The sequence below is a fragment of the Isoptericola halotolerans genome, assembly GCF_045689585.1.
GTDB classification, from domain to species: Bacteria; Actinomycetota; Actinomycetes; order Actinomycetales; family Cellulomonadaceae; genus Isoptericola; species Isoptericola halotolerans_B.
Genome location: NZ_CP140108.1, coordinates 747,685 through 765,549 on the forward strand (window position 1 = coordinate 747,685; position 17,865 = coordinate 765,549).

Here is a 17,865-nt window from a genome sequence, read left to right on the forward strand (position 1 = left end):
CAGATGTCGCGCACCGAGGAGTTCACCGCGCTGCGACCGCTGCTCTTCGCCATCGCCTACCGGATCCTGGGCAGCGTGAGCGAGGCCGAGGACGCCGTGCAGGAGACCTGGTTGCGCTACGAGGGCACGGCGGCGGAGCCGACGTCGGTCAAGTCGTTCCTGTCCGCCGTGGTCACGCGGATCTCGATCGACGTGCTGCGCTCGGCGCGGGTCCGCCGCGAGGCGTACCCGGGGACCTGGTTCCCCGAGCCCCTGGTCGACGACCCGTACGAGGACCCTGCCCGGTCCGCCGAGCTCGCCGACTCGGTGTCCATGGCGGCCCTGGTGCTGCTCGAACGGCTCAGCCCGCTGGAACGGGCCGTCTTCGTGCTGCGCGAGGTCTTCGGGCTCGACTTCACCGAGATCGCCGCCACGGTGGAGCGCTCCGAACCGGCCTGCCGTCAGCTCGCCTCCCGGGCACGTCGGCACATGGCCGAGGGCCGCCCACGGTTCGACGCCGACCGCCGCGAGCGCGAGGAGCTCGCCGCCCGGTTCATCGAGGCCTTCCGGGAGGGGGACGTCGACGGCCTCACCGAGCTCCTTGCCGCCGACGTCCAGGTGATCGGCGACGGCGGCGGCAAGGCACCGGCCTTCCCCCGCCCCGTCGCCGGCCGGGAGAAGGTCACCCGGGCCTTCCACGCCTTCGCCGAGATGCTGTCGGCCGCCGACCTGGTGATCGAGCAGCACGAGGTCAACCACCAGCCGGGCATGGTGATCTCCACCGCGGACGGGCAGCTCCTCGCCGTGATGGCCCTGGACGTGCTGGACGGGCACATCCAGACGTTCCGCGGGGTCATGAACCCCGACAAGCTCGCCCACCTGGGCCCGGTCGCCGACGCCTGGGCGGTGCAGGCCCGGGCCGTCCAGGCTCGGCACGAGCGGCCCTGACCTCCGCGCTGGCGTCCGGCGCCGACGTAGGCCACGGTGGGAGCGTCCGCCCGAACCCAGAATCCCGGAGGTTCTCATGAAGGTCGTCGTCATCGGCGCGCTCGGCAAGGTCGCACGCCACCTGCTGCCCCTGCTCGCGAGGGACGGGGACGACGTCGTCGGCGCGGTCCGCAAGCCGGAACAGCTCGACGAGGTGCGGGGCCTGGGCGCCGAGCCGCTGCTGCTCGACGTCGAGCACGCGAGCGCCGAGGAGATCGCGGCCGCGCTCCGGGGCGCCGACGCGGTCGTGTGGTCCGCGGGCGCCGGGGGCGGCAACCCCGACCGCACCTACGCCGTCGACCGGGACGCCGCGATCCGCTCGATGGACGCCGCCGCGAGCGCCGGTGTGTCCCGCTACGTGATGGTCTCCTGGATCGGGTCCGTCCCGGACCACGGGATCCCCGAGGACTCCAGCTTCTTCGCCTACGCGGACGCCAAGCTCGCGGCCGACGACCACCTGCGCGGCACCGCCCTGGACTGGACGATCCTCGGCCCGGGCAGCCTCACCGACGACGCCCCGACCGGCCGCGTCGAACGCGTCGCCGACGGCGTGAAGCTGGCCCGAGGCGAGGACTCTGCCGTCCCCCGGGCGGACGTCGCCCAGGTGGTGGCGGACACCCTGCGCGAGCCCCTGACCGTCGGCCGGTTCGTCCGGTTCCGCGGGGGCGAGACGCCCGTGCCGGACGCGTTGCGCGGCTGACGACCGCGCCGGCCCGGCCGGTGTCAGTCCGGCGTGTGCTGGTGCACCAGGAGCCGCCAGCCGTCGTCGGACGGTACGTACGTGCTGGCCAGGGTCGCGGTGTACGTGTCCGCGCCGCGGCGTCCGGTGAACCGGTAGACGACCGTGGCGGTGTCGCCACCGCGCGCGAGCCGGTCGTCGATCGCCAGGAGCTCGTCGATCATCGCTTCGCGCATGGTTCGACCGTAGGGGCGGGCTGCCGCGCACGCCAGGGTGGTGACCGGTGACACGTCCTCTCGTCGCGCACCGACGAGCCACCTGGGGCAGCATCGCAAGGGACCGGCACCCGCACCCTGGAGGTCCTCGTCATGGCTCGTACCGTCGCTGAACACCTCGTCGACCAGCTCGTCGCCGCCGGCGTCGAACGGATCTACGGGATCGTCGGGGACTCCCTCAACCCGGTCGTCGACGCGGTCCGCCGCACCGAGGGCATCTCCTGGGTGCACGTGCGCCACGAGGAGGCGGCCGCGTTCGCCGCGGCCGCGGAGGCCGAGGTCACGGGGAGGCTGGCGGTGTGCGCCGGCTCGTGCGGCCCCGGCAACCTGCACCTCATCAACGGCCTGTACGACGCGAACCGGTCGAAGCTGCCGGTGCTGGCCATCGCGTCCCACATCCCGAGCGCCGAGATCGGCACCCAGTTCTTCCAGGAGACCCACCCGGGCCGCCTCTTCAACGAGGCGTCGGTGTTCTCCGAGATGATCTCCACGGCCGCCCAGCTGCCCCGCGTCACCCGCTCGGCGATCCAGCACGCGCTGGCCGAGCCGGGTGTCGCCGTCCTCACGCTGCCGGGCGACGTCGCCGACGAGCAGGTACCGGACGACGACGCGCCGATCCTCATCCCGGGGGCGTGCCCGGCGCGCGTGCTGCCGAACGAGGCGGACGTCACCGCCCTGGCCCGGGCGATCAACGACGCCGAGAAGGTGACGCTGTTCGTCGGGGCGGGAGCCCGCGAGGCCCGGGACGAGGTCCTCCAGCTCGCCGACCTCGCCGCCGCGCCGGTCGGTCACTCGCTGCGGGGCAAGGAGATCATCCAGTACGACAACCCCCACGACGTCGGGATGTCGGGGCTGCTCGGCTACGGCTCGTGCCACCAGGCGGTGTTCGGGGCGGACCTGTTGATCCTGGTGGGGACCGACTTCCCGTACGAGTCGTTCCTGCCCGCGGGCGTCCCCACGGCTCAGATCGACATCGACGCCTCCCACCTGGGCCGGCGCACCCGCCTGGACCTGCCGGTGCACGGCGACGTCGCCGAGACGCTGCGCCTGCTCAACCCGCTCGTGCAGCGCAAGTCGAACCGCAAGTTCCTGCGCCGCATGGTGGACAAGCACGCCGAGACCATGACCAAGGTGGTCGGCGCGTACACGCGCAAGGTGGAGAAGCACACGCCCATCCACCCCGAGTACGCGGCCGTGCAGCTCGACGAGACCGCCGCCGACGACGCCGTGTTCACCGTGGACACCGGCATGAACAACGTCTGGGCGGCGCGCTACCTCACGCCCAACGGACGACGGCGAGTCATCGGCTCGTTCATCCACGGCTCGATGGCCAACGCCCTCCCGCACGCCATCGGGGCGTCCTTCGCCCAGCCCGACCGCCAGGTGGTCGCGCTGGCCGGGGACGGCGGGCTGTCCATGCTGCTCGGCGAGCTGATCACGGTCCGCGCCTACGACCTGCCGGTCAAGATCGTCGTCTTCAACAACTCGTCGCTCGGCATGGTGAAGCTGGAGATGCTCGTGGAGGGGCTGCCGTCGCACGGCACCGACTCCCCGGAGGTGGACTACACGGCGATCGCTGCCGCCGTCGGGATCCCGTCGCAGCGCGTCGAGAAGCCGAAGGACCTGCGCAAGGCGCTCGCCGAGCACCTGGACGCCCCCGGACCGGCGCTCGTGGAGGTCATGACCGACCCGAACGCGCTGTCGATCCCGCCGTCGATCACGTCCGGGCAGATCCGCGGGTTCGCCACCGCCATGACCAAGGAGATCCTCGGCGGCGGGATGGGCGAGGTCATGTCCATGGCCCGCTCCAACCTGCGCAACCTGCCGCGCTGAGCGGGGCACTCCCACTGTGTGCACAGAACACTAGAACCTGTGTGAAGTCTCGGACTACGCCCGCCAGATCGCCGACGACCTGCTGGACGAGCTCCACCCCCACGTCGAGGCGACGAGTGGCAACGGTGGCCCGAGTCCTGGGATCACGTCCGCCGCGCCGTCGACGCCGGGGCGGAACCTGGTCGGCTCCTCCTGACCGGCAGTACCGCTCCCCGCGGGACGGCAGTCCACTCCGGGGGCAGCGCGCATCATCGGTCTGCGCATGCGACCGATGAGCCTCTTCGAACGCGGGCTCGAGGCGCCGACCGTCAGCCCGGGCGACCTGCTCCAGGGACGGGCGGAGATCGGTGGCGAGACCGATGTCGTCCTGGGTGACTACGTCGAAGAGATCGTGACCTCGGGCATACCGGCCGTCCGGCGCGCACCGACGGCTCGTCTCCGCCGGGCGGCCCTGGACACGTACCTGGCGAACATCGTCGAGCGGGAGTTCCCGGAGCAGGGGTACCCCGTCCGTCGCCCAGAGGCGCTGCGCGCCTGGTTGGCTGCCTACGCCGCGGCCAGCTCCTCGGTCGCCAAGTACAGCGAGATCCTCGACGCAGCGACACCGAACCACGGCGACAAACCTGCCAAGAGGACGACCGGGGTCTATCGCGAAGCGCTCTCGGGGCTCTGGTTGCTCGACCCGACGCCGGCCTGGTCACAGAACAGCTCGGCGGTCGCGTAGCCGACCTGGTGCTGGTGACCACGGGGAGGCACGCCTATCGACGCCAGGACGGCGTCGCCGTGATCCCTGCGGCCCTGCTCGGCCCGTGACCTCGCTGCGCAGCTTCAGCGCCAGGCAGCGGCCAGTGCCAGGAACGCGTCGTTCGCCGCGACCTCGCCGATGCTGACGCGCATGCCGTCGCCCGCGAACGGGCGCACCAGCACACCGGCCGCGGCCGCCTGCGCCGCCAGCTCCGCCGTCCGCTCCCCCAGGCCGAGCCACACGAAGTTCGCCTGGGTGTCCGGCACGTCCCGACCCTGCTCCCGCAGGCCGTCCGCGACCCGGGTGCGCTCGGCGACGATCGCCTCGACGTGCTCGGTCATCTCGGCCAGGGCCGGCGGCTGCAGCGCGGCGATCCCCGCGCGCTGGGCGAGGTGGTTCACCCCGAACGGCGTGGACGTCGCCCGGATGCCGGCGGCGAGCCGCGGATCCGCCAGGGCGTACCCGACACGCAGGCCCGCGAGCCCGTACGCCTTGGACAGGGTGCGCAGCACGACGACGTTCGGGTGGCGGCGCAGCACGTCGAGACCGTCGGGGGCGTCGTCGTCGCGCACGAACTCGAGGTAGGCCTCGTCGACGACGACGAGCACGTCCCGCCGCACGGACGCCAGGAGCGCCTCCAGCTCGTCGGCGTGCACGACCGGGCCGGTGGGGTTGTTGGGCGTGCACACCAGCACGGCGCGGGTGCGCTCGGTGACGGCGGCGGCCATCGCCGGCAGGTCGAGGCGCCCGTCGGCCGTGACCGGGATCGTCACGGCCGTGCCCCCGCTGACGGCCGTGATGATGGGGTAGGCCTCGAAGGAGCGCCACGGGAAGACGACCTCGTCGCCCGGCTCCAGGACCGCCTCGAGCACGTGCTGCAGCACCGCGACGGACCCGTTGCCCACGACGACCTGGTCGGCGGGCAGCCCGACGTGCCCGGCGATCGTCTCGACGAGCTCCACGGCGTACATGTCCGGGTAGCGGTTCACCTCGGCGGCGGCCGTCTGGATCGCCGCGAGCACGGACGGCAGCGGCGGGTACGGGTTCTCGTTGGAGGAGAGCTTGTACGCCCGCCCGGACGGGCGGGCTCCCGGCACGTAGGCGGGAAGGGCCGCGACGGCGGCGCGCAGCGGGACGACGGGCGACGAGGGAACTCCGGCAGCAGGACTCACAGCCGTCAAGGATGCCACCTGACGTCGCGACTCCTGGCCCGGCCCGAGCCCCGCCTCCCGGCGCACCCGCTCGTAGGGGCGCACGAGAGCCCGGGCGGCCAGTACGCGATCGGTGAGACGGTCGCCCAGGGTGCGCCCGCGCCGTCGGCCGCGAGCCGTTCGGCGCGCCAGCCGGGTGCCCAGTGCCATCGGGTCGCCGACCAGCAGGTCCCACGGTTCGGCGTGCGCGAGCGCCAGCAGGTCGGTCTGCTGGGCGACGGCCGTCCCGGGGAACAGCTCGCGCAGGTTCGTCACGACCTGCGCGAGCCCTTGCGCCCCCGCATGCGTGGGAAGGTCGCGGCGAGGTCGCGCTCGTCGAAGTCCGGCGCGACCTGCCAGGGCACGCCGCGCGCCCCGACGTCGTCGAACATCGATGCGTCGGCGCGGCCGGTGTACACCCGCACGTCGTGGCCGCGGCGGACCAGCTCGGCCGCGACCGCGGCGGACCAGCTCGGCCGCGACCGCGCGGATCGGCCGGGCGTGCCCGGCGAACGGCATGGCGGTCCTCATGATCGAGGCCATGCGCTGATCATGGCACCGCGGTTGTTCCCGTGGACGCCCGCCCGTGCCACGATGCCGTCATGAACCTCATCGCACGGATCATCGTGACGGCGCTCGCGCTCTGGATCGGTGACCTGATCTTCGACAACCTCGAGATCTACGGCGGCGACGACACGCTGGGGCGGGTCCTCGTCATCCTGGGCGTGGCGACGATCTTCTCCCTGGTCAGCATGATCGTGAAGCCGATCGTGTCCCTCATCTCGTTGCCGCTGCTCGTCCTCACGCTGGGGCTGTTCTACCTGCTGATCAACGCCCTCATGCTGTGGATCACGTCCTGGCTGACCAGCCAGGCGTGGCTGGGCGACTGGGGACTCGAGATCCACGGGGGCTTCTGGTGGTACCTGTGGATCGCGCTGATCCTCGCGGTCCTGCAGACGGTCATCGGCTGGGTCGTCCCCGGCAAGCGGGACTGACCCCCGGCCTCCTCACTCCTCGCCGGGGACGCGCCGGACCGCGTAGAACGTGGTCTCGGCGCGTTCCCCGTCCAGGAGCGCCTCGATCGGAGCGACCACGCCGTCCACCTGGACGTTCCGGACCGACTCCACCTGCTCCAGGGTGCGCAGATGGGTGGACATCGAGTGCGCCTCGGGCACTCTGCCCGACGCCGTCCGGTCGCGCGGGTCGTCGGATCCGGCCAGGTCGCGGCCCACGACCACGCGGTCCGGTCCCACCTCGGCCTCGGCCGCCGACCGGCCGTCGAGCGAGGAGACGAGCTCCTCGGTGTTCTCCAGGTGCAGCGCCGGCACCCCGCGGGGCACCCGGAACGTCGCCGTCGGTGCCCCCGCCGTGACCAGCCCCCCGACCGGGTGCCGGCGACGGAAGGCCGATGACGCCGCGAGCGACGTCGCCGCGATGCCGCCCAGCGAGTGGCCGACCAGCACGACGGGCTCCCCGGGGCCGGCTCCGGCGTCGGCGAGCGCCTGCTCCACGGCCACCGCCACGTCCGCCGTCTGCTGTGCCATCAGGTCGAGGTCGGTGGCGACGTCGAAAGGGTTCTCGGGCGACAGCAGCTCCTGGGTCCCCGGGATCAGCACGGTCCAGCTCGTCGTCCCGTCGTCGTGCGCGACCTGCTGGACGGCGATCGTGCCCGGCGGCGGTCCGGGCGCGGGCCGCCCCGGGATGCCGCTGCCGTGCGCGTAGAGGTCCGCCGACCGGGCCAGGGCCTCTCCGACGTCCCCGGCGCACGACCCCTGCCACGCCGGGACGCCACCGGTGAAGGCGCCGGGGTCCAGCGGTTCGACGGTGACCTCGACGTCGGGCAGCGCGCTCCGGACGGCGTCGGAGAGCACCCGCGCACCGCCGGTGACCGAGAGGTCCGTGCCGGAGGCGAGCGGTGCTCCGGCGGCGACACCCACGCCGCCGCCGAGGACGGCCTCGTCCACGTACGGGGACAGCCCGCGCACCAACCCTCCGCCGATCCCCGCGCCGTCACCCGGTGCGACGTCGGGGGCGGTCGCCGGCGCGGCGCGCGGGGCGTCGGGGTCGTCGGCCTGCGCGGCGACGCCGAGCAGACCGGACCGCCCGACCAGCCGCAGAGGGAAACCCAGGACGGGGTCGGCGACGACGGACGTGACCGCGAGCCCGAGCGTGCCGGTCACGACCGTGACCCCCGCCCCGACGACCTGCTCGGTGGCCGACTCGGCGTGCTCGTACAGTCCGGCGGCGAGGAGCAGACGTCGCTCCAGGCTCGCGCAGGTGTCGGCGCGCAGCGCGAGCGCCGCCGCGGCGTCGTCGGCGAGCGCCCGTGCCCACCGCACCCGTCCGTCCCGGGACGGGTCCGTGACCCCGAGGTGGACGGGGGTCCACAGGTCGCGGTCGAGGGCGGACCTGGCGGACGCCGACGTCGCGGCCGCCACCCGCAGGTCCTCGGCGGCGGCGGCGAGCCACCGGGCCGCCACCCGGATCGCCGTCGCGTCGACCTGCGTCACGGGCCGCCCACCGACCACGACGAGCGTCTCGCGCGGGTCGCGGCTCACGGCAGCTCGCAGGCGTCGGCGACCCGGACGGCCTGGTCGAGGGTCGTGGCGTCGACGCCGAGCGCGCGGCGGAGCTCGTCGACGGCGGTCCGGCAGCGGTCACCCGCCGGCGATCCCCAGTCGAGCAGGGCGGCACGGACGAGCAGCGCGGCGGCGTCGTCGAGCGCGGTCCGCGCGGCCCGGAGCCGGGCGGCGGCCTGCGCGACGTCGGAGGTGGGCAGCAGCATGCGCGGGACGCTAGGCGGAGCCCGCGGCGGCCGCGGTGGCAGCCCCGACCACCTGTGGACGGCGGCCACCGGTGGACAGCGTCACCCCACGGCGCGGAGGCGCTCCCGGTCGGACAGGATGTCGATCCGCACGACCCGTCCGTGGCGCACCGTGAAGGCCAGCACGGACATGACCTCGCCGCCGGCGAGCACCGTGGCCAGGCCCGGCGAGCCGTTGACGAGCACCAGCCGCGAGAACTGCGCGACACCGAAGTAGAGGGCGGCCTGGGACGCCACGTCGGCGGCGCCGCGGCGGAGCTGCGACCTCCCTGCCGCACCGGCGTCGAGCCGCGCCGTCACGTCGGGGTCCAGCAGTGCGAGCAACCTGTCGAAGTCGCCCGCCTGCGACGCCGCCAGGTAGGCCGCGACGACCTCGCGCCGGCGCGGGGGATCGTCCTGCACCGGCACCTCGTCACGCACCTTGCGGCGCGCGCGGCTCGCCAGCTGGCGGGTCGCGGCCACGGACCGGTCGACGACGAGTGCGACGTCGTCGAACGGGACGGCGAACTGGTCGTGCAGCACGAACGCCACCCGTTCGGCCGGGGCCAGCCTGTCGAGCACGACGAGGAGTGCGGTCCCCACCTCGTCGTGCGCGACCGCCCGCCCCTCGGGGTCGTCGATCGGTTCGACCAGCGGGTCCGGCACGTGCGTCCGCCAGTCCACCTCTCGCCGCGACGTGCGCGAGCGCAGCAGGTTGAGCGACACCCGGGCCACGATCGTGGTGAGCCACCCACCCACGTTGTCCACTCCGCCGGCTCCGGCAGCGTGCGCCCGCAACCATGCCTCCTGCACGGCGTCGTCGGCGTCAGCCGTCGATCCCAGCACCCGGTAGGCGACCGACCGCAGGTGTGCGCGACGGGACTCGAAGTGCTCGGCCAGGACATCTGCGCTCACGTGTCACACACCTCGGCTCGCCCGTGTCAGAGGGGTGGCAGCAACCGCTGCCGGTGCCTACCGAACCACGGGCCGCCGACACCGACACGTGATAGTCGACACAGGAGCACGAGATGACCTCCCTGACACTGCCCACCACGTTCGCCGCCTCCCTGACCGGGCAGCTCCACCTACCCGGTGAGCCCGGCTTCGCCCGGGCCGCCACCCCCTGGAACCTGGCGGTGAGCCAGCCGGTCGCAGCCGTCGTCGAGGCCGCGGACGCCGCCGACGTCGCCACGACGGTCCGCCAGGCCCGGGCGGCGGGACTGTCCGTCACCGCCCAGTCCACCGGGCACGGGGCGACGGGCGACGTCGTCGGCACGGTCCTGCTGCGCACCGGCCGGCTCGACAGCGTGGAGGTCGACCCCGTCGCCCGCACCGCACGGGTCGGCGCCGGCGCGACGTGGGCCGCCGTACGGGCGCAGGCCGCCCCGCACGGGCTCACGGGCCTGCTCGGCAGCGCACCGGGCGTGGGCGTGACGGGCTACACGCTCGGCGGCGGGCTCGGTTGGTTCTCCCGCGCGCACGGCCTCGCCGCCGACCACGTGCGGAGCCTGGACGTCGTGGACACCGACGGCGCGGCCCGCCGCGTGACCGCCGACTCCGACCCGGAGCTCTTCTGGGCACTGCGCGGCGGCGGGGGCGACCTCGCCGTCGTCACCTCACTCGAGCTCGACCTCGTCCCGGTTCCGGCGCTGACCGGGGGGCGCATCGTGTGGCCCGCCGACGGCCCCACCACCGCCGCGGTGCTGGACGCCTACCGCACCGCCACGGCAGCCGCCCCGCGGGAGACCAGCCTGTGGCTCACCCGCGTCGAGGCACCCGGCGCGCCGCCCGTCGTCGTCGTGCACGTCGCGCACCTCGGCGACCCGCCGTCGGCCGCGAAGGCCCTGCGCCCGTTCGGCACCGTGGGTGGGGCCCTCGCCCACGCCGTCGGCCCCGTCGCCCTCGCCGACGTCGGTGCCATCACCGACGACCCGACCGAGCCGGCGGCCGGCCGATCCCGCGCCGAGCTGCTCACGGGCATCGACGACGACGCCGTCACCGCGCTGTTCACCGAGCCCGTCGCACCGCTGCTGCTCCTGCAGCTGCGGCACCTCGGCGGAGCGCTCGCGACGCCCGGGCCGGACGCCGGAGCCCTGGGCGCACTGACCGAGCCGTACCTTCTGTACGCCTTCGGCCTGGCTTTCTCCCCGGAGCTCTCCGACGCCGTCGGGCACCGCCTGGCCGCACTGCCCGGTGAGCTCCGCACGGTGACGAGCGGACGCAAGCCGACGTCGTTCCTCGCGCCCGGAGAGCGGGCCGCGGCGGCGTTCGCCCCGGACAGCATGGCCCGGCTCCAGGACCTCAAGCGCGCCCGCGACCCGCACGGCGTCGTCCGCGGGGCGTACCCGCTGCTCGCCTGACCGCCACCGTGGGAGAATGCCGGGCGTGACCTCCAAGCCGCAGCCCGCACCGACGACCGACCAGAACCGGGTGAACCTCGCCGACGTCACCCCGCCGATCGCCCTCGGGCCGCTCGACGGCCGGTACCGCGGTGCGGTCGCCCCGCTCGTGGACCACCTCAGCGAGGCCGCGCTCAACCGGGCCCGCATCCACGTCGAGGTCGAGTGGCTCGTCGTGCTGTGCAACGGGACGGCCGCCGCGCCGGGCCCCGTGGTGCCCGGCGCTCCCACGCTGTCGGACGCGGAGGTCGCCTACCTGCGCCAGATCCCGGCGACCTTCGGTGCGGACCAGATCGCGGAGCTCGGCGCCATCGAGCGTGAGACGGTGCACGACGTCAAGGCCGTCGAGTACTTCATCAAGCGCCGCATCGCCGCCGCCCCCGACGAGCTGGGCGACACGAACCTGCCGGCCGCGAGCGAGCTGGTGCACTTCGCCTGCACGAGCGAGGACATCAACAACCTCAGCTACGCGCTGATGGTGCGCGGCGCCGTCGTCGACGTGTGGCTGCCCGCGGCCGAGGCGCTGACCGACCAGCTCGCGGAGATGGCACGCGAGCACGCGGACGTGCCGATGCTGAGCCGCACGCACGGCCAGCCCGCGACGCCGACGACGATGGGCAAGGAGGTCGCGGTGCTCGCGCACCGGCTGCGCCGCCAGCTCCGCCGGATCGCCGGCGCGGAGTTCCTCGGCAAGCTCAACGGCGCCACCGGCACCTACGGCGCGCACACCGTCGCGGTGCCGGGCGCGGACTGGCCGGCCGTCTCGCGGGCGTTCGTCGAGCACCTGGGCCTGACGTGGAACCCGCTCACCACGCAGATCGAGTCGCACGACTGGCAGGCCGAGGTCTACGCCGACGTGGCACGCTTCAACCGGATCCTGCACAACCTCGCCACGGACGTGTGGACGTACATCTCGCTCGGGTTCTTCACGCAGATCCCCGTCGCGGGCGCCACCGGCTCCTCGACGATGCCGCACAAGGTCAACCCGATCCGGTTCGAGAACGCCGAGGCGAACCTCGAGATCTCCTGCTCCCTGCTGGACACGCTGTCCGCCACGCTGGTCACCAGCCGCCTGCAGCGCGACCTCACGGACTCCACCACGCAGCGCAACATCGGCCCGGCGTTCGGCCACTCGCTGCTCGCCATCGACAACGTGCGCCGTGGGCTGAAGGCCCTCGCCGTCAACGTCGACCTCATGGCCGACGACCTCGACCACAACTGGGAGGTGCTCGGCGAGCCGGTCCAGTCCGCGATGCGCGCCGCCTCCGTCGCGGGCGTCGAGGGCATGGAGAACCCCTACGAGCGGCTCAAGGAGCTCACCCGCGGCCAGCGCGTCGACGGCGAGCGGATGCGGGAGTTCGTCGCCGGCCTCGGCCTGCCGGACGACGTCGCCGCGCGCCTCGCCGAGCTCACCCCGGCCGCGTACACCGGCATCGCGGCGCGGCTGGTCGAGGACTACCTGGACTGACGCTCGGCGGACCCGGTCAGCGCGAGCGGGTCATCTCCTGCTGCCCGACGACGGACAGCAGCGCCAGCTTCTCGGCGTCGGCGGAGCGCGGCGCGGCAGTGAGCACCAGGAGCGACTGGGTCTGGTCCTGGGTGAACAGCACCTGGCAGTCGAGCTCGATCGGGCCGACCTCCGGGTGCACGAGCACCTTGTGGTCCTCGTACCGCCGCGCGACCTCGTGCCGCTCCCAGAGCTCGACGAACTCGGGGCTGACCGCCTGCAGGGCGCGGACCAGCTCCCCGGCGGGCGAGTCGGTCCCGACGAGGCCGACGGCGGCGCGCAGGTTCGCGACGACGGCCCGCCCGTGGCGGTCCCGGTCCGCGGCGGGGTAGATCGCCCGGCTCGTGGGGTCGGTGAACCACCGGTAGAACTCGCTGCGCTCCCAGCCGCGGGCCTGGGAGTGGTCGCCGAACAGGGCGACGGCGAGGTGGTTGGCGACGAGCGCCTCACCGACGCAGGACATGATCACCGCGGGGGTGTCCTGGAGCCGGTCGAACACCCGCTGCAGGGCGGGCGCCACGTGGGGGTGGCAGACGATGCGGTCGGGCGTGCCACGTCCGGCCACGCGGAACAGGTAGTCGGCCTCGTCCCCGGTCAGCCGCAGAGCCCGGGCGATCGACGCGAGCATCTGCTCGCTCGGCTGCGGGCCGCGCTGCTGCTCGAGCCGGGTGTAGTAGTCGACGGACATGGCTGCGAGCGCGGCGACCTCCTCCCGGCGCAGGCCGGCCGTGCGCCGTCGGGCACCGACGGTGAGCCCGACGTCCGCGGGCTGCACGGTCTCACGGCGGCGGCGGAGGAAGGCGGCGAGCGCGACTCGGTCCATGCCCACCATGGTCCGGCGGCGGCACCCCGGGGCGCCAGGGCTCATCCAGGGATCGTCGGTCCCCCGACGAGGGGTCCTCTCCCGCCGCCGCGGTGCCGCGCGCACCGTGGAGGCATGGACATCACGCACAGCACCGTCTTCATCCCCGGCGCGACGAGCGGCATCGGCCTGGCTCTCGCGCAGCGACTGCACGCGGCCGGCAGCACCGTGATCGTGGGCGGGCGCCGCACCGAGCGGCTCACCGCGATCGCGGCCGAGCACCCCGGCATCGACACCGTCGAGATCGACACCACGGACCCGACGAGCATCGAGGCCGCGGCCCGCGCCGTGCTCGACCGCCACCCGGACCTGGACGTCGTCGTCGCGATGGCGGGCATCATGCCGGCGGAGGACTGGAGCTCTCCGACGACGCTCGACGCGGCGGAGCAGGTCGTCACCACGAACCTGCTCGGGCCGCTCCGCCTGCTCGCCGCGTTCACCGAGCACCTGCAGACGCGGCCGGGCGCCGCGTTCGTCACCGTCTCCTCCGGGCTGGCGCACGTCCCCCTCGCGCTCACGCCGACGTACAACGCGACGAAGGCCGCGATCCACAGCCTCTCGGAGGGGCTACGGCTCCAGCTCGAACCGCTGGGCGTCCAGGTCGTCGAGATCGTCCCGCCGGCCGTGTCCACCTCGCTGACGCCGATCCTCGAGAAGCATCCTGGAGCACTCCCGCTGGACGCCTTCGCCGACGAGGTGGTGGCGCTGCTCGCGGCGGACCCGGACGCGCACGAGATCCTCGTCGAGGACGTGCATTTCATGCGACGGGCCGAGATCGACGGCCGCTACGCGGAGACCGTCGCGCAGGTCAACGGCCTGGACCTTCCGGCCGCCGCCCGCTGACCTCGTCTACGGCTTGTCGGAGGTCAGGTACCGCGTGGCGACGTAGCCCGTCTTCGCGCCGTGCCTGACCTTCAGCCAGCCGTTCCTCATCGTGGCGAGGTGCTGGACGCGCTGGTCGCGCCGGAGCGTCCGCACCTTCGACGTCGACGTCGAGGGCCCCTTGCGCAGCTGGAGCTTGGTCGTGTCCACCCACGAGTAGGTCTTGCCGGACGTCTTGCGGACCACCTGCGCGCCGTCGCGGGTGTCGGAGATGTACCGCGCGGAGACCCAGCCGTTCTTCCCGCCGTAGCGGATCCGCTGCCAGGACCCCTTGACCTCGCGCAGCATGGTGACCTTGGCGTCGGCGGGGATCGTGCGCCGGACCTTGGACGACGTCGACGACTTGGCGCGCATGTTGAGCGACGTGAGCGTGTAGCGCGTCCCCTGCGACGTGTAGCCGGGCGAGACGTAGTCGCGGTGCACCCAGCCCGTCCGCCCCGACCGGGTGACCTTGCGCCAGACGCCGGAGCCGTCGCCCGGCTCGGCCCGCAGCACCACGTTCGGCTGCAGGGTGCGCAGCACGCGGTAGCCCGTCCCCGGCCCGCTGCGGAGGTTGACCTCGTCGGCCGTGAAGTACTTGCAGGACGACGGCACGGAGCGCGCGTAGTTGCGCGTCGACCGCTGGGTGAGGTCGATCCCGCGGCTCTTGAGGAAGCTCAGCGGGTCCACCGCCTTCCCGTCCGGGTAGCCGCCCCGCCACACCTCCAGGTGCAGGTGCGGGGAGGTCGACGTGCCGGTCGACCCGACGTCGGCGATGTGCTGCCCCTTCTTGACCTTCTGCCCCTTCTTGACCCGCCCGTCGCCGTCGATGACGTGGGCGTACAGCGAGGAGAACGTCGTGCCGCCGATCCGGTGGTCGATCACGACCCACTGACCGAAGCCCCGGACCGCGCCGGCGCGCGAGACGGTCCCCGCGGCGACCGCACGGACATCGGTGCCCGAGGACGCCCCGAAGTCCTGCCCGAGGTGGTAGGTCGAGGACCCCCGGACCGGCATGCACCGCGGTCCGTAGTAGGAGGACAGCACGTACGTCCGGTCCTTGAGCGGCGCGGCGACCGTGGTGGCTGCCTGCGCCGGGACCGCGACACCGACGCCCGTCAGCGCCAGCCCGAGAGTGGTGGCGGCCGCCAGCAACAGCGTGACCACCCTGCGTCGAGTCGTTCCCATGGCGCCAGCCTCCGTGCCGGTCAGGGCGAGAACTGTTGCTCGCGCACATCACCGTAGGACGGCGCGCCCGATCCCGCGCGTCGAAGTGCACAGCGCGCAGACGCGGCCCACCGCGCCTACGGTGGCAGACGACGGAAGGAGCATCGCCATGACCACGCACGCACCCGAGCGCGACCCCCGTGTCCCGCCGAGCGCCTTCGCCCTGGAGCTCGTACGACGCGACACCACGGTGACGGACCCGCGGTTCGCCGACGCCCCACCGCCGGACGACGACGGCCACGAGAAGAGCGACCAGGCGGACGGGCGCCGGTTCGACGCCGGCTGACGGCCGGACCCCATGCTCGAGAGCTACCCGGCCCTGACGCTGCTGCCACCGGTGGTCGCCATCGCCCTGGTGGTGATCACCCGCAAGGTGATCATCAGCCTCGGGACCGGGATCCTCGTCGCCGCGCTCCTCGTCGCGGACCTCGACCCGCTGGAGACGGCGCGCCTCGTGTGGGACTCGTTCGCCGTGATCTTCTGGACCGACGGCGCGGTCAACACCTGGTACGTGTACATCCTGGCCTTCACGCTGCTGCTCGGCGTCATCGCGGCGTTCATCATGATGTCCGGCGGCACGAAGGCGTTCGCCGACTGGGCCGTGGAGCGCATCCGCACCCGCCGCGGCGCTCAGGTGCTGCCGGCGGTGATGGGGATCGTCATCTTCATCGACGACTACTTCAACGCGCTCGCCGTCGGGCAGGTCTCCCGCCCGGTGACCGACCGGCACCGTGTGTCGCGCGCCAAGCTCGCCTACCTCATCGACTCGACGTCCGCGCCCGTCGCCGTCCTGGCGCCGTTCTCGAGCTGGGGCGCCTACATCATGGGCCTCCTCGCGCCGATCGTCGCGGCGTCCGCCCTGACCACCTCGAGCGTGCAGGCCTTCCTCGGCGCGGCCGCCGCGAACTACTACGCGATCGCGGCGGTGCTGATGGTGTGGCTCGCCGTCGTCCTGCGGCTCGACGTCGGACCGATGCGCCGCGAGGAGCACCGGGCCGTCACCGACGGCCGCACCTTCGCCGAGGACGCCACCGTCCCCGGCCAGCTCTCGGACGACCTGCCGGTGCACGAGCCCGGCGCGCGGCGCGCCCTGTTCGTCCCGTTCATCCTGCTCGTCGTCGGCGTGCTGGCCGGCATCGTCTGGACCGGGTACGCGGCTGCCGGGAGCTGGTCGGTGGTCGACATCCTCGCCGAGACCGACACCAGCGCCGCCCTCATGGTCGGCGGGCTGCTCGGGCTGGTGGCCGCCGTCTACTACTACCTGCGCTACACCTCGCCGAACCCCCGCTTCTCCGGTCGGGACTTCGGCCGCGGGTGGGTCGAGGGCGTCCGGTCGATGTGGCCGGCCGTGAGCATCCTGGTCCTCGCCTGGATGCTCACCGGCCTCATCGACCAGCTCGGGACCGGCGCCTACCTGGGCGGCCTGGTCGAGGACACGGACCTCGCGGCGAGCTGGCTGATACCGGTGATCTTCGTCCTCGCGGCCGCGATGGCGTTCGCCACCGGGACCTCCTGGGGGTCCTTCGCACTGCTGCTGCCCCTGGTCGGCGGGATCATGAACACCGTCGGCGAGACCGACCTCCTCCTGCCCGCCCTGGGCGCCGTCCTGGCCGGCGCCGTGCTCGGCGACCACGCGTCGCCGATCTCCGACACCACGATCCTGTCCTCCACGGGCGCCGGCTCCGACGTCATCACGCACGTGCTGACCCAGCTCCCGTACGCGGGCGCCGCCGGCCTGGCCGCGCTGGCAGGCTACGTGGCGGTCGCACTGGGGGCGGGTACCGCCGTCGGGCTGCTGGTCGTCGTCGTGGCCCTCGGCGTGCTCGTGGGGGTCGCCCGTGCCGTGCGCCGGCCGCTCGGCGACCCCGACCGCGCCACCGCCTGAGGTCAGTCCAGCAGCTGCAGCTCCACCACGGGGACCACGTGCTCCCACCGCTCCGCGCCACCGGCGGCCGCCAGCGGCGCGGCCCACTCGGTCAGGACCGGCCGGAGCGCCGCCCACGGACCGGGGCGCTCGCGCGCGTAGCGGTCCAGGACGGCGGCCGCCTCGTCGGGCGGGAGCACGTGGGCGAGCGCGCGGACGTCCCGGCGGGTCCCGGTCGAGACGAGGACCCGCGCCTCGACCAGGACGTTGCGGTACCACTGCGCCGTCGGCCCCATGCCGGAGACGACGACGATCCGGTCCGGCGCGGGCCGGTCCGTCACCTCGAGCACGACGTACCGCGCCGCGCCGCTGAGGCGACCGCGGTGCTGGAGCATGAGGAACCGCGGGCCGAGGACGAACCCGAGGCCCGCGCGGAAGAGCGTGATCGGCGCGCGGACCAGCCAGCGGGTGCGGAGCAGGCGCGAGGCGAGATTCACCGTCCGACCGTACTGACATCCGGGGTCGCGGGCCATCGGACGCGCACCGGACCCTGGACCAGGCGGCCGGTCGACGCCCGGCGCCACCGCTGACGGGCAGGTCAGAGCTCCGAGTGCGGTCCCGGCGTCTCTCCGGCACACTCGCTGTGCGAGTCGG

General features: G+C 73.6%; 19 protein-coding genes. 10 read left to right on the plus strand and 9 right to left on the minus strand.

Annotated elements, in window-relative coordinates:
• The first annotated feature begins 3 nt into the window (after nt 1-3).
• Nucleotides 4-927, plus strand: a complete 924-nt coding sequence (locus UQW22_RS03550) for an RNA polymerase sigma-70 factor (protein WP_407319467.1) — start codon at nt 4-6, stop codon at nt 925-927.
• 76 nt (nt 928-1,003) lie between these two features.
• Nucleotides 1,004-1,666, plus strand: a complete 663-nt coding sequence (locus UQW22_RS03555) for an SDR family oxidoreductase (protein WP_407319468.1) — start codon at nt 1,004-1,006, stop codon at nt 1,664-1,666.
• Nucleotides 1,667-1,689: 23 nt separating this feature from the next.
• Here UQW22_RS03555 and UQW22_RS03560 read toward each other — a convergent pair whose 3' ends face one another.
• On the minus strand, nt 1,690-1,881 hold the full coding sequence (locus UQW22_RS03560) for a hypothetical protein (protein ID WP_407319469.1): 192 nt from the start codon (nt 1,879-1,881) through the stop codon (nt 1,690-1,692).
• A gap of 132 nt (nt 1,882-2,013) precedes the next feature.
• On the opposite strand from UQW22_RS03560, the gene UQW22_RS03565 reads away from it, so the two are divergent.
• Complete coding sequence (locus UQW22_RS03565) at nt 2,014-3,753, plus strand: pyruvate dehydrogenase (protein ID WP_407319470.1); 1,740 nt, start codon at nt 2,014-2,016, stop codon at nt 3,751-3,753.
• A 271-nt stretch (nt 3,754-4,024) separates the two neighbouring features.
• Nucleotides 4,025-4,477, plus strand: coding sequence for a hypothetical protein (locus tag UQW22_RS03570; RefSeq protein WP_407319471.1), 453 nt, complete (start codon nt 4,025-4,027; stop codon nt 4,475-4,477).
• A gap of 104 nt (nt 4,478-4,581) precedes the next feature.
• On the opposite strand, the gene hisC is transcribed toward UQW22_RS03570, so the two are convergent.
• Both hisC and UQW22_RS03580 read right to left on the minus strand, forming a co-directional pair.
• Complete coding sequence (gene hisC, locus UQW22_RS03575; protein WP_407320713.1) at nt 4,582-5,670, minus strand: histidinol-phosphate transaminase; 1,089 nt, start codon at nt 5,668-5,670, stop codon at nt 4,582-4,584.
• Nucleotides 5,671-5,960: 290 nt separating this feature from the next.
• Nucleotides 5,961-6,107: a hypothetical protein gene (locus UQW22_RS03580; RefSeq protein WP_407319472.1), complete on the minus strand. Its 147-nt coding sequence runs from the start codon at nt 6,105-6,107 to the stop codon at nt 5,961-5,963.
• Between the two features lie 183 nt (nt 6,108-6,290).
• Here UQW22_RS03580 and UQW22_RS03585 point away from each other — a divergent pair, with 183 nt between their 5' ends.
• Entirely contained in the window at nt 6,291-6,683 is a 393-nt protein-coding gene (locus UQW22_RS03585) for a phage holin family protein (protein WP_407319473.1), read from the plus strand.
• Between the two features lie 12 nt (nt 6,684-6,695).
• On the opposite strand, the gene UQW22_RS03590 is transcribed toward UQW22_RS03585, so the two are convergent.
• The 3 genes from UQW22_RS03590 to UQW22_RS03600 form a co-directional block, all read right to left on the minus strand.
• Nucleotides 6,696-8,246, minus strand: coding sequence for a hypothetical protein (locus tag UQW22_RS03590; protein ID WP_407319474.1), 1,551 nt, complete (start codon nt 8,244-8,246; stop codon nt 6,696-6,698).
• Nucleotides 8,243-8,473 carry a hypothetical protein gene (locus UQW22_RS03595; protein WP_407319475.1) on the minus strand — a complete coding sequence of 77 codons (231 nt, stop codon included), beginning with the start codon at nt 8,471-8,473 and terminating at the stop codon, nt 8,243-8,245. Before UQW22_RS03595 ends, UQW22_RS03590 begins: the two co-directional genes overlap by 4 nt.
• 81 nt (nt 8,474-8,554) lie before the next feature.
• A complete protein-coding gene (locus UQW22_RS03600) occupies nt 8,555-9,406 on the minus strand; it encodes a sigma-70 family RNA polymerase sigma factor (protein WP_407319476.1) in 852 nt (283 codons plus the stop codon).
• A gap of 113 nt (nt 9,407-9,519) precedes the next feature.
• Between UQW22_RS03600 and UQW22_RS03605 the strand changes: the two genes are divergently transcribed.
• Nucleotides 9,520-10,851: an FAD-binding oxidoreductase gene (locus UQW22_RS03605; protein ID WP_407319477.1), complete on the plus strand. Its 1,332-nt coding sequence runs from the start codon at nt 9,520-9,522 to the stop codon at nt 10,849-10,851.
• Between the two features lie 16 nt (nt 10,852-10,867).
• Nucleotides 10,868-12,358: an adenylosuccinate lyase gene (gene purB, locus UQW22_RS03610; protein ID WP_407319478.1), complete on the plus strand. Its 1,491-nt coding sequence runs from the start codon at nt 10,868-10,870 to the stop codon at nt 12,356-12,358.
• Between the two features lie 16 nt (nt 12,359-12,374).
• Here purB and UQW22_RS03615 read toward each other — a convergent pair whose 3' ends face one another.
• Nucleotides 12,375-13,220, minus strand: coding sequence for a helix-turn-helix transcriptional regulator (locus UQW22_RS03615; RefSeq protein WP_407319480.1), 846 nt, complete (start codon nt 13,218-13,220; stop codon nt 12,375-12,377).
• A 114-nt stretch (nt 13,221-13,334) separates the two neighbouring features.
• Here UQW22_RS03615 and UQW22_RS03620 point away from each other — a divergent pair, with 114 nt between their 5' ends.
• Nucleotides 13,335-14,102, plus strand: coding sequence for an SDR family oxidoreductase (locus UQW22_RS03620; RefSeq protein ID WP_407319481.1), 768 nt, complete (start codon nt 13,335-13,337; stop codon nt 14,100-14,102).
• A gap of 6 nt (nt 14,103-14,108) precedes the next feature.
• Here the strand turns inward: UQW22_RS03620 and UQW22_RS03625 are convergent, their stop codons facing one another.
• Entirely contained in the window at nt 14,109-15,308 is a 1,200-nt protein-coding gene (locus tag UQW22_RS03625; protein ID WP_407319482.1) for an SH3 domain-containing protein, read from the minus strand.
• 148 nt (nt 15,309-15,456) lie between these two features.
• On the opposite strand from UQW22_RS03625, the gene UQW22_RS03630 reads away from it, so the two are divergent.
• Both UQW22_RS03630 and UQW22_RS03635 read left to right on the plus strand, forming a co-directional pair.
• Nucleotides 15,457-15,633: a hypothetical protein gene (locus tag UQW22_RS03630; protein ID WP_407319484.1), complete on the plus strand. Its 177-nt coding sequence runs from the start codon at nt 15,457-15,459 to the stop codon at nt 15,631-15,633.
• 12 nt (nt 15,634-15,645) lie between these two features.
• The gene (locus UQW22_RS03635; RefSeq protein ID WP_407319485.1) at nt 15,646-17,232 is read left to right on the plus strand and encodes a Na+/H+ antiporter NhaC family protein; all 1,587 of its coding nucleotides are present in this window, start codon (nt 15,646-15,648) and stop codon (nt 17,230-17,232) included.
• Nucleotides 17,233-17,234: 2 nt separating this feature from the next.
• On the opposite strand, the gene UQW22_RS03640 is transcribed toward UQW22_RS03635, so the two are convergent.
• Nucleotides 17,235-17,708, minus strand: coding sequence for a nitroreductase family deazaflavin-dependent oxidoreductase (locus UQW22_RS03640; RefSeq protein ID WP_407319487.1), 474 nt, complete (start codon nt 17,706-17,708; stop codon nt 17,235-17,237).
• Nucleotides 17,709-17,865: the final 157 nt, after the last annotated feature.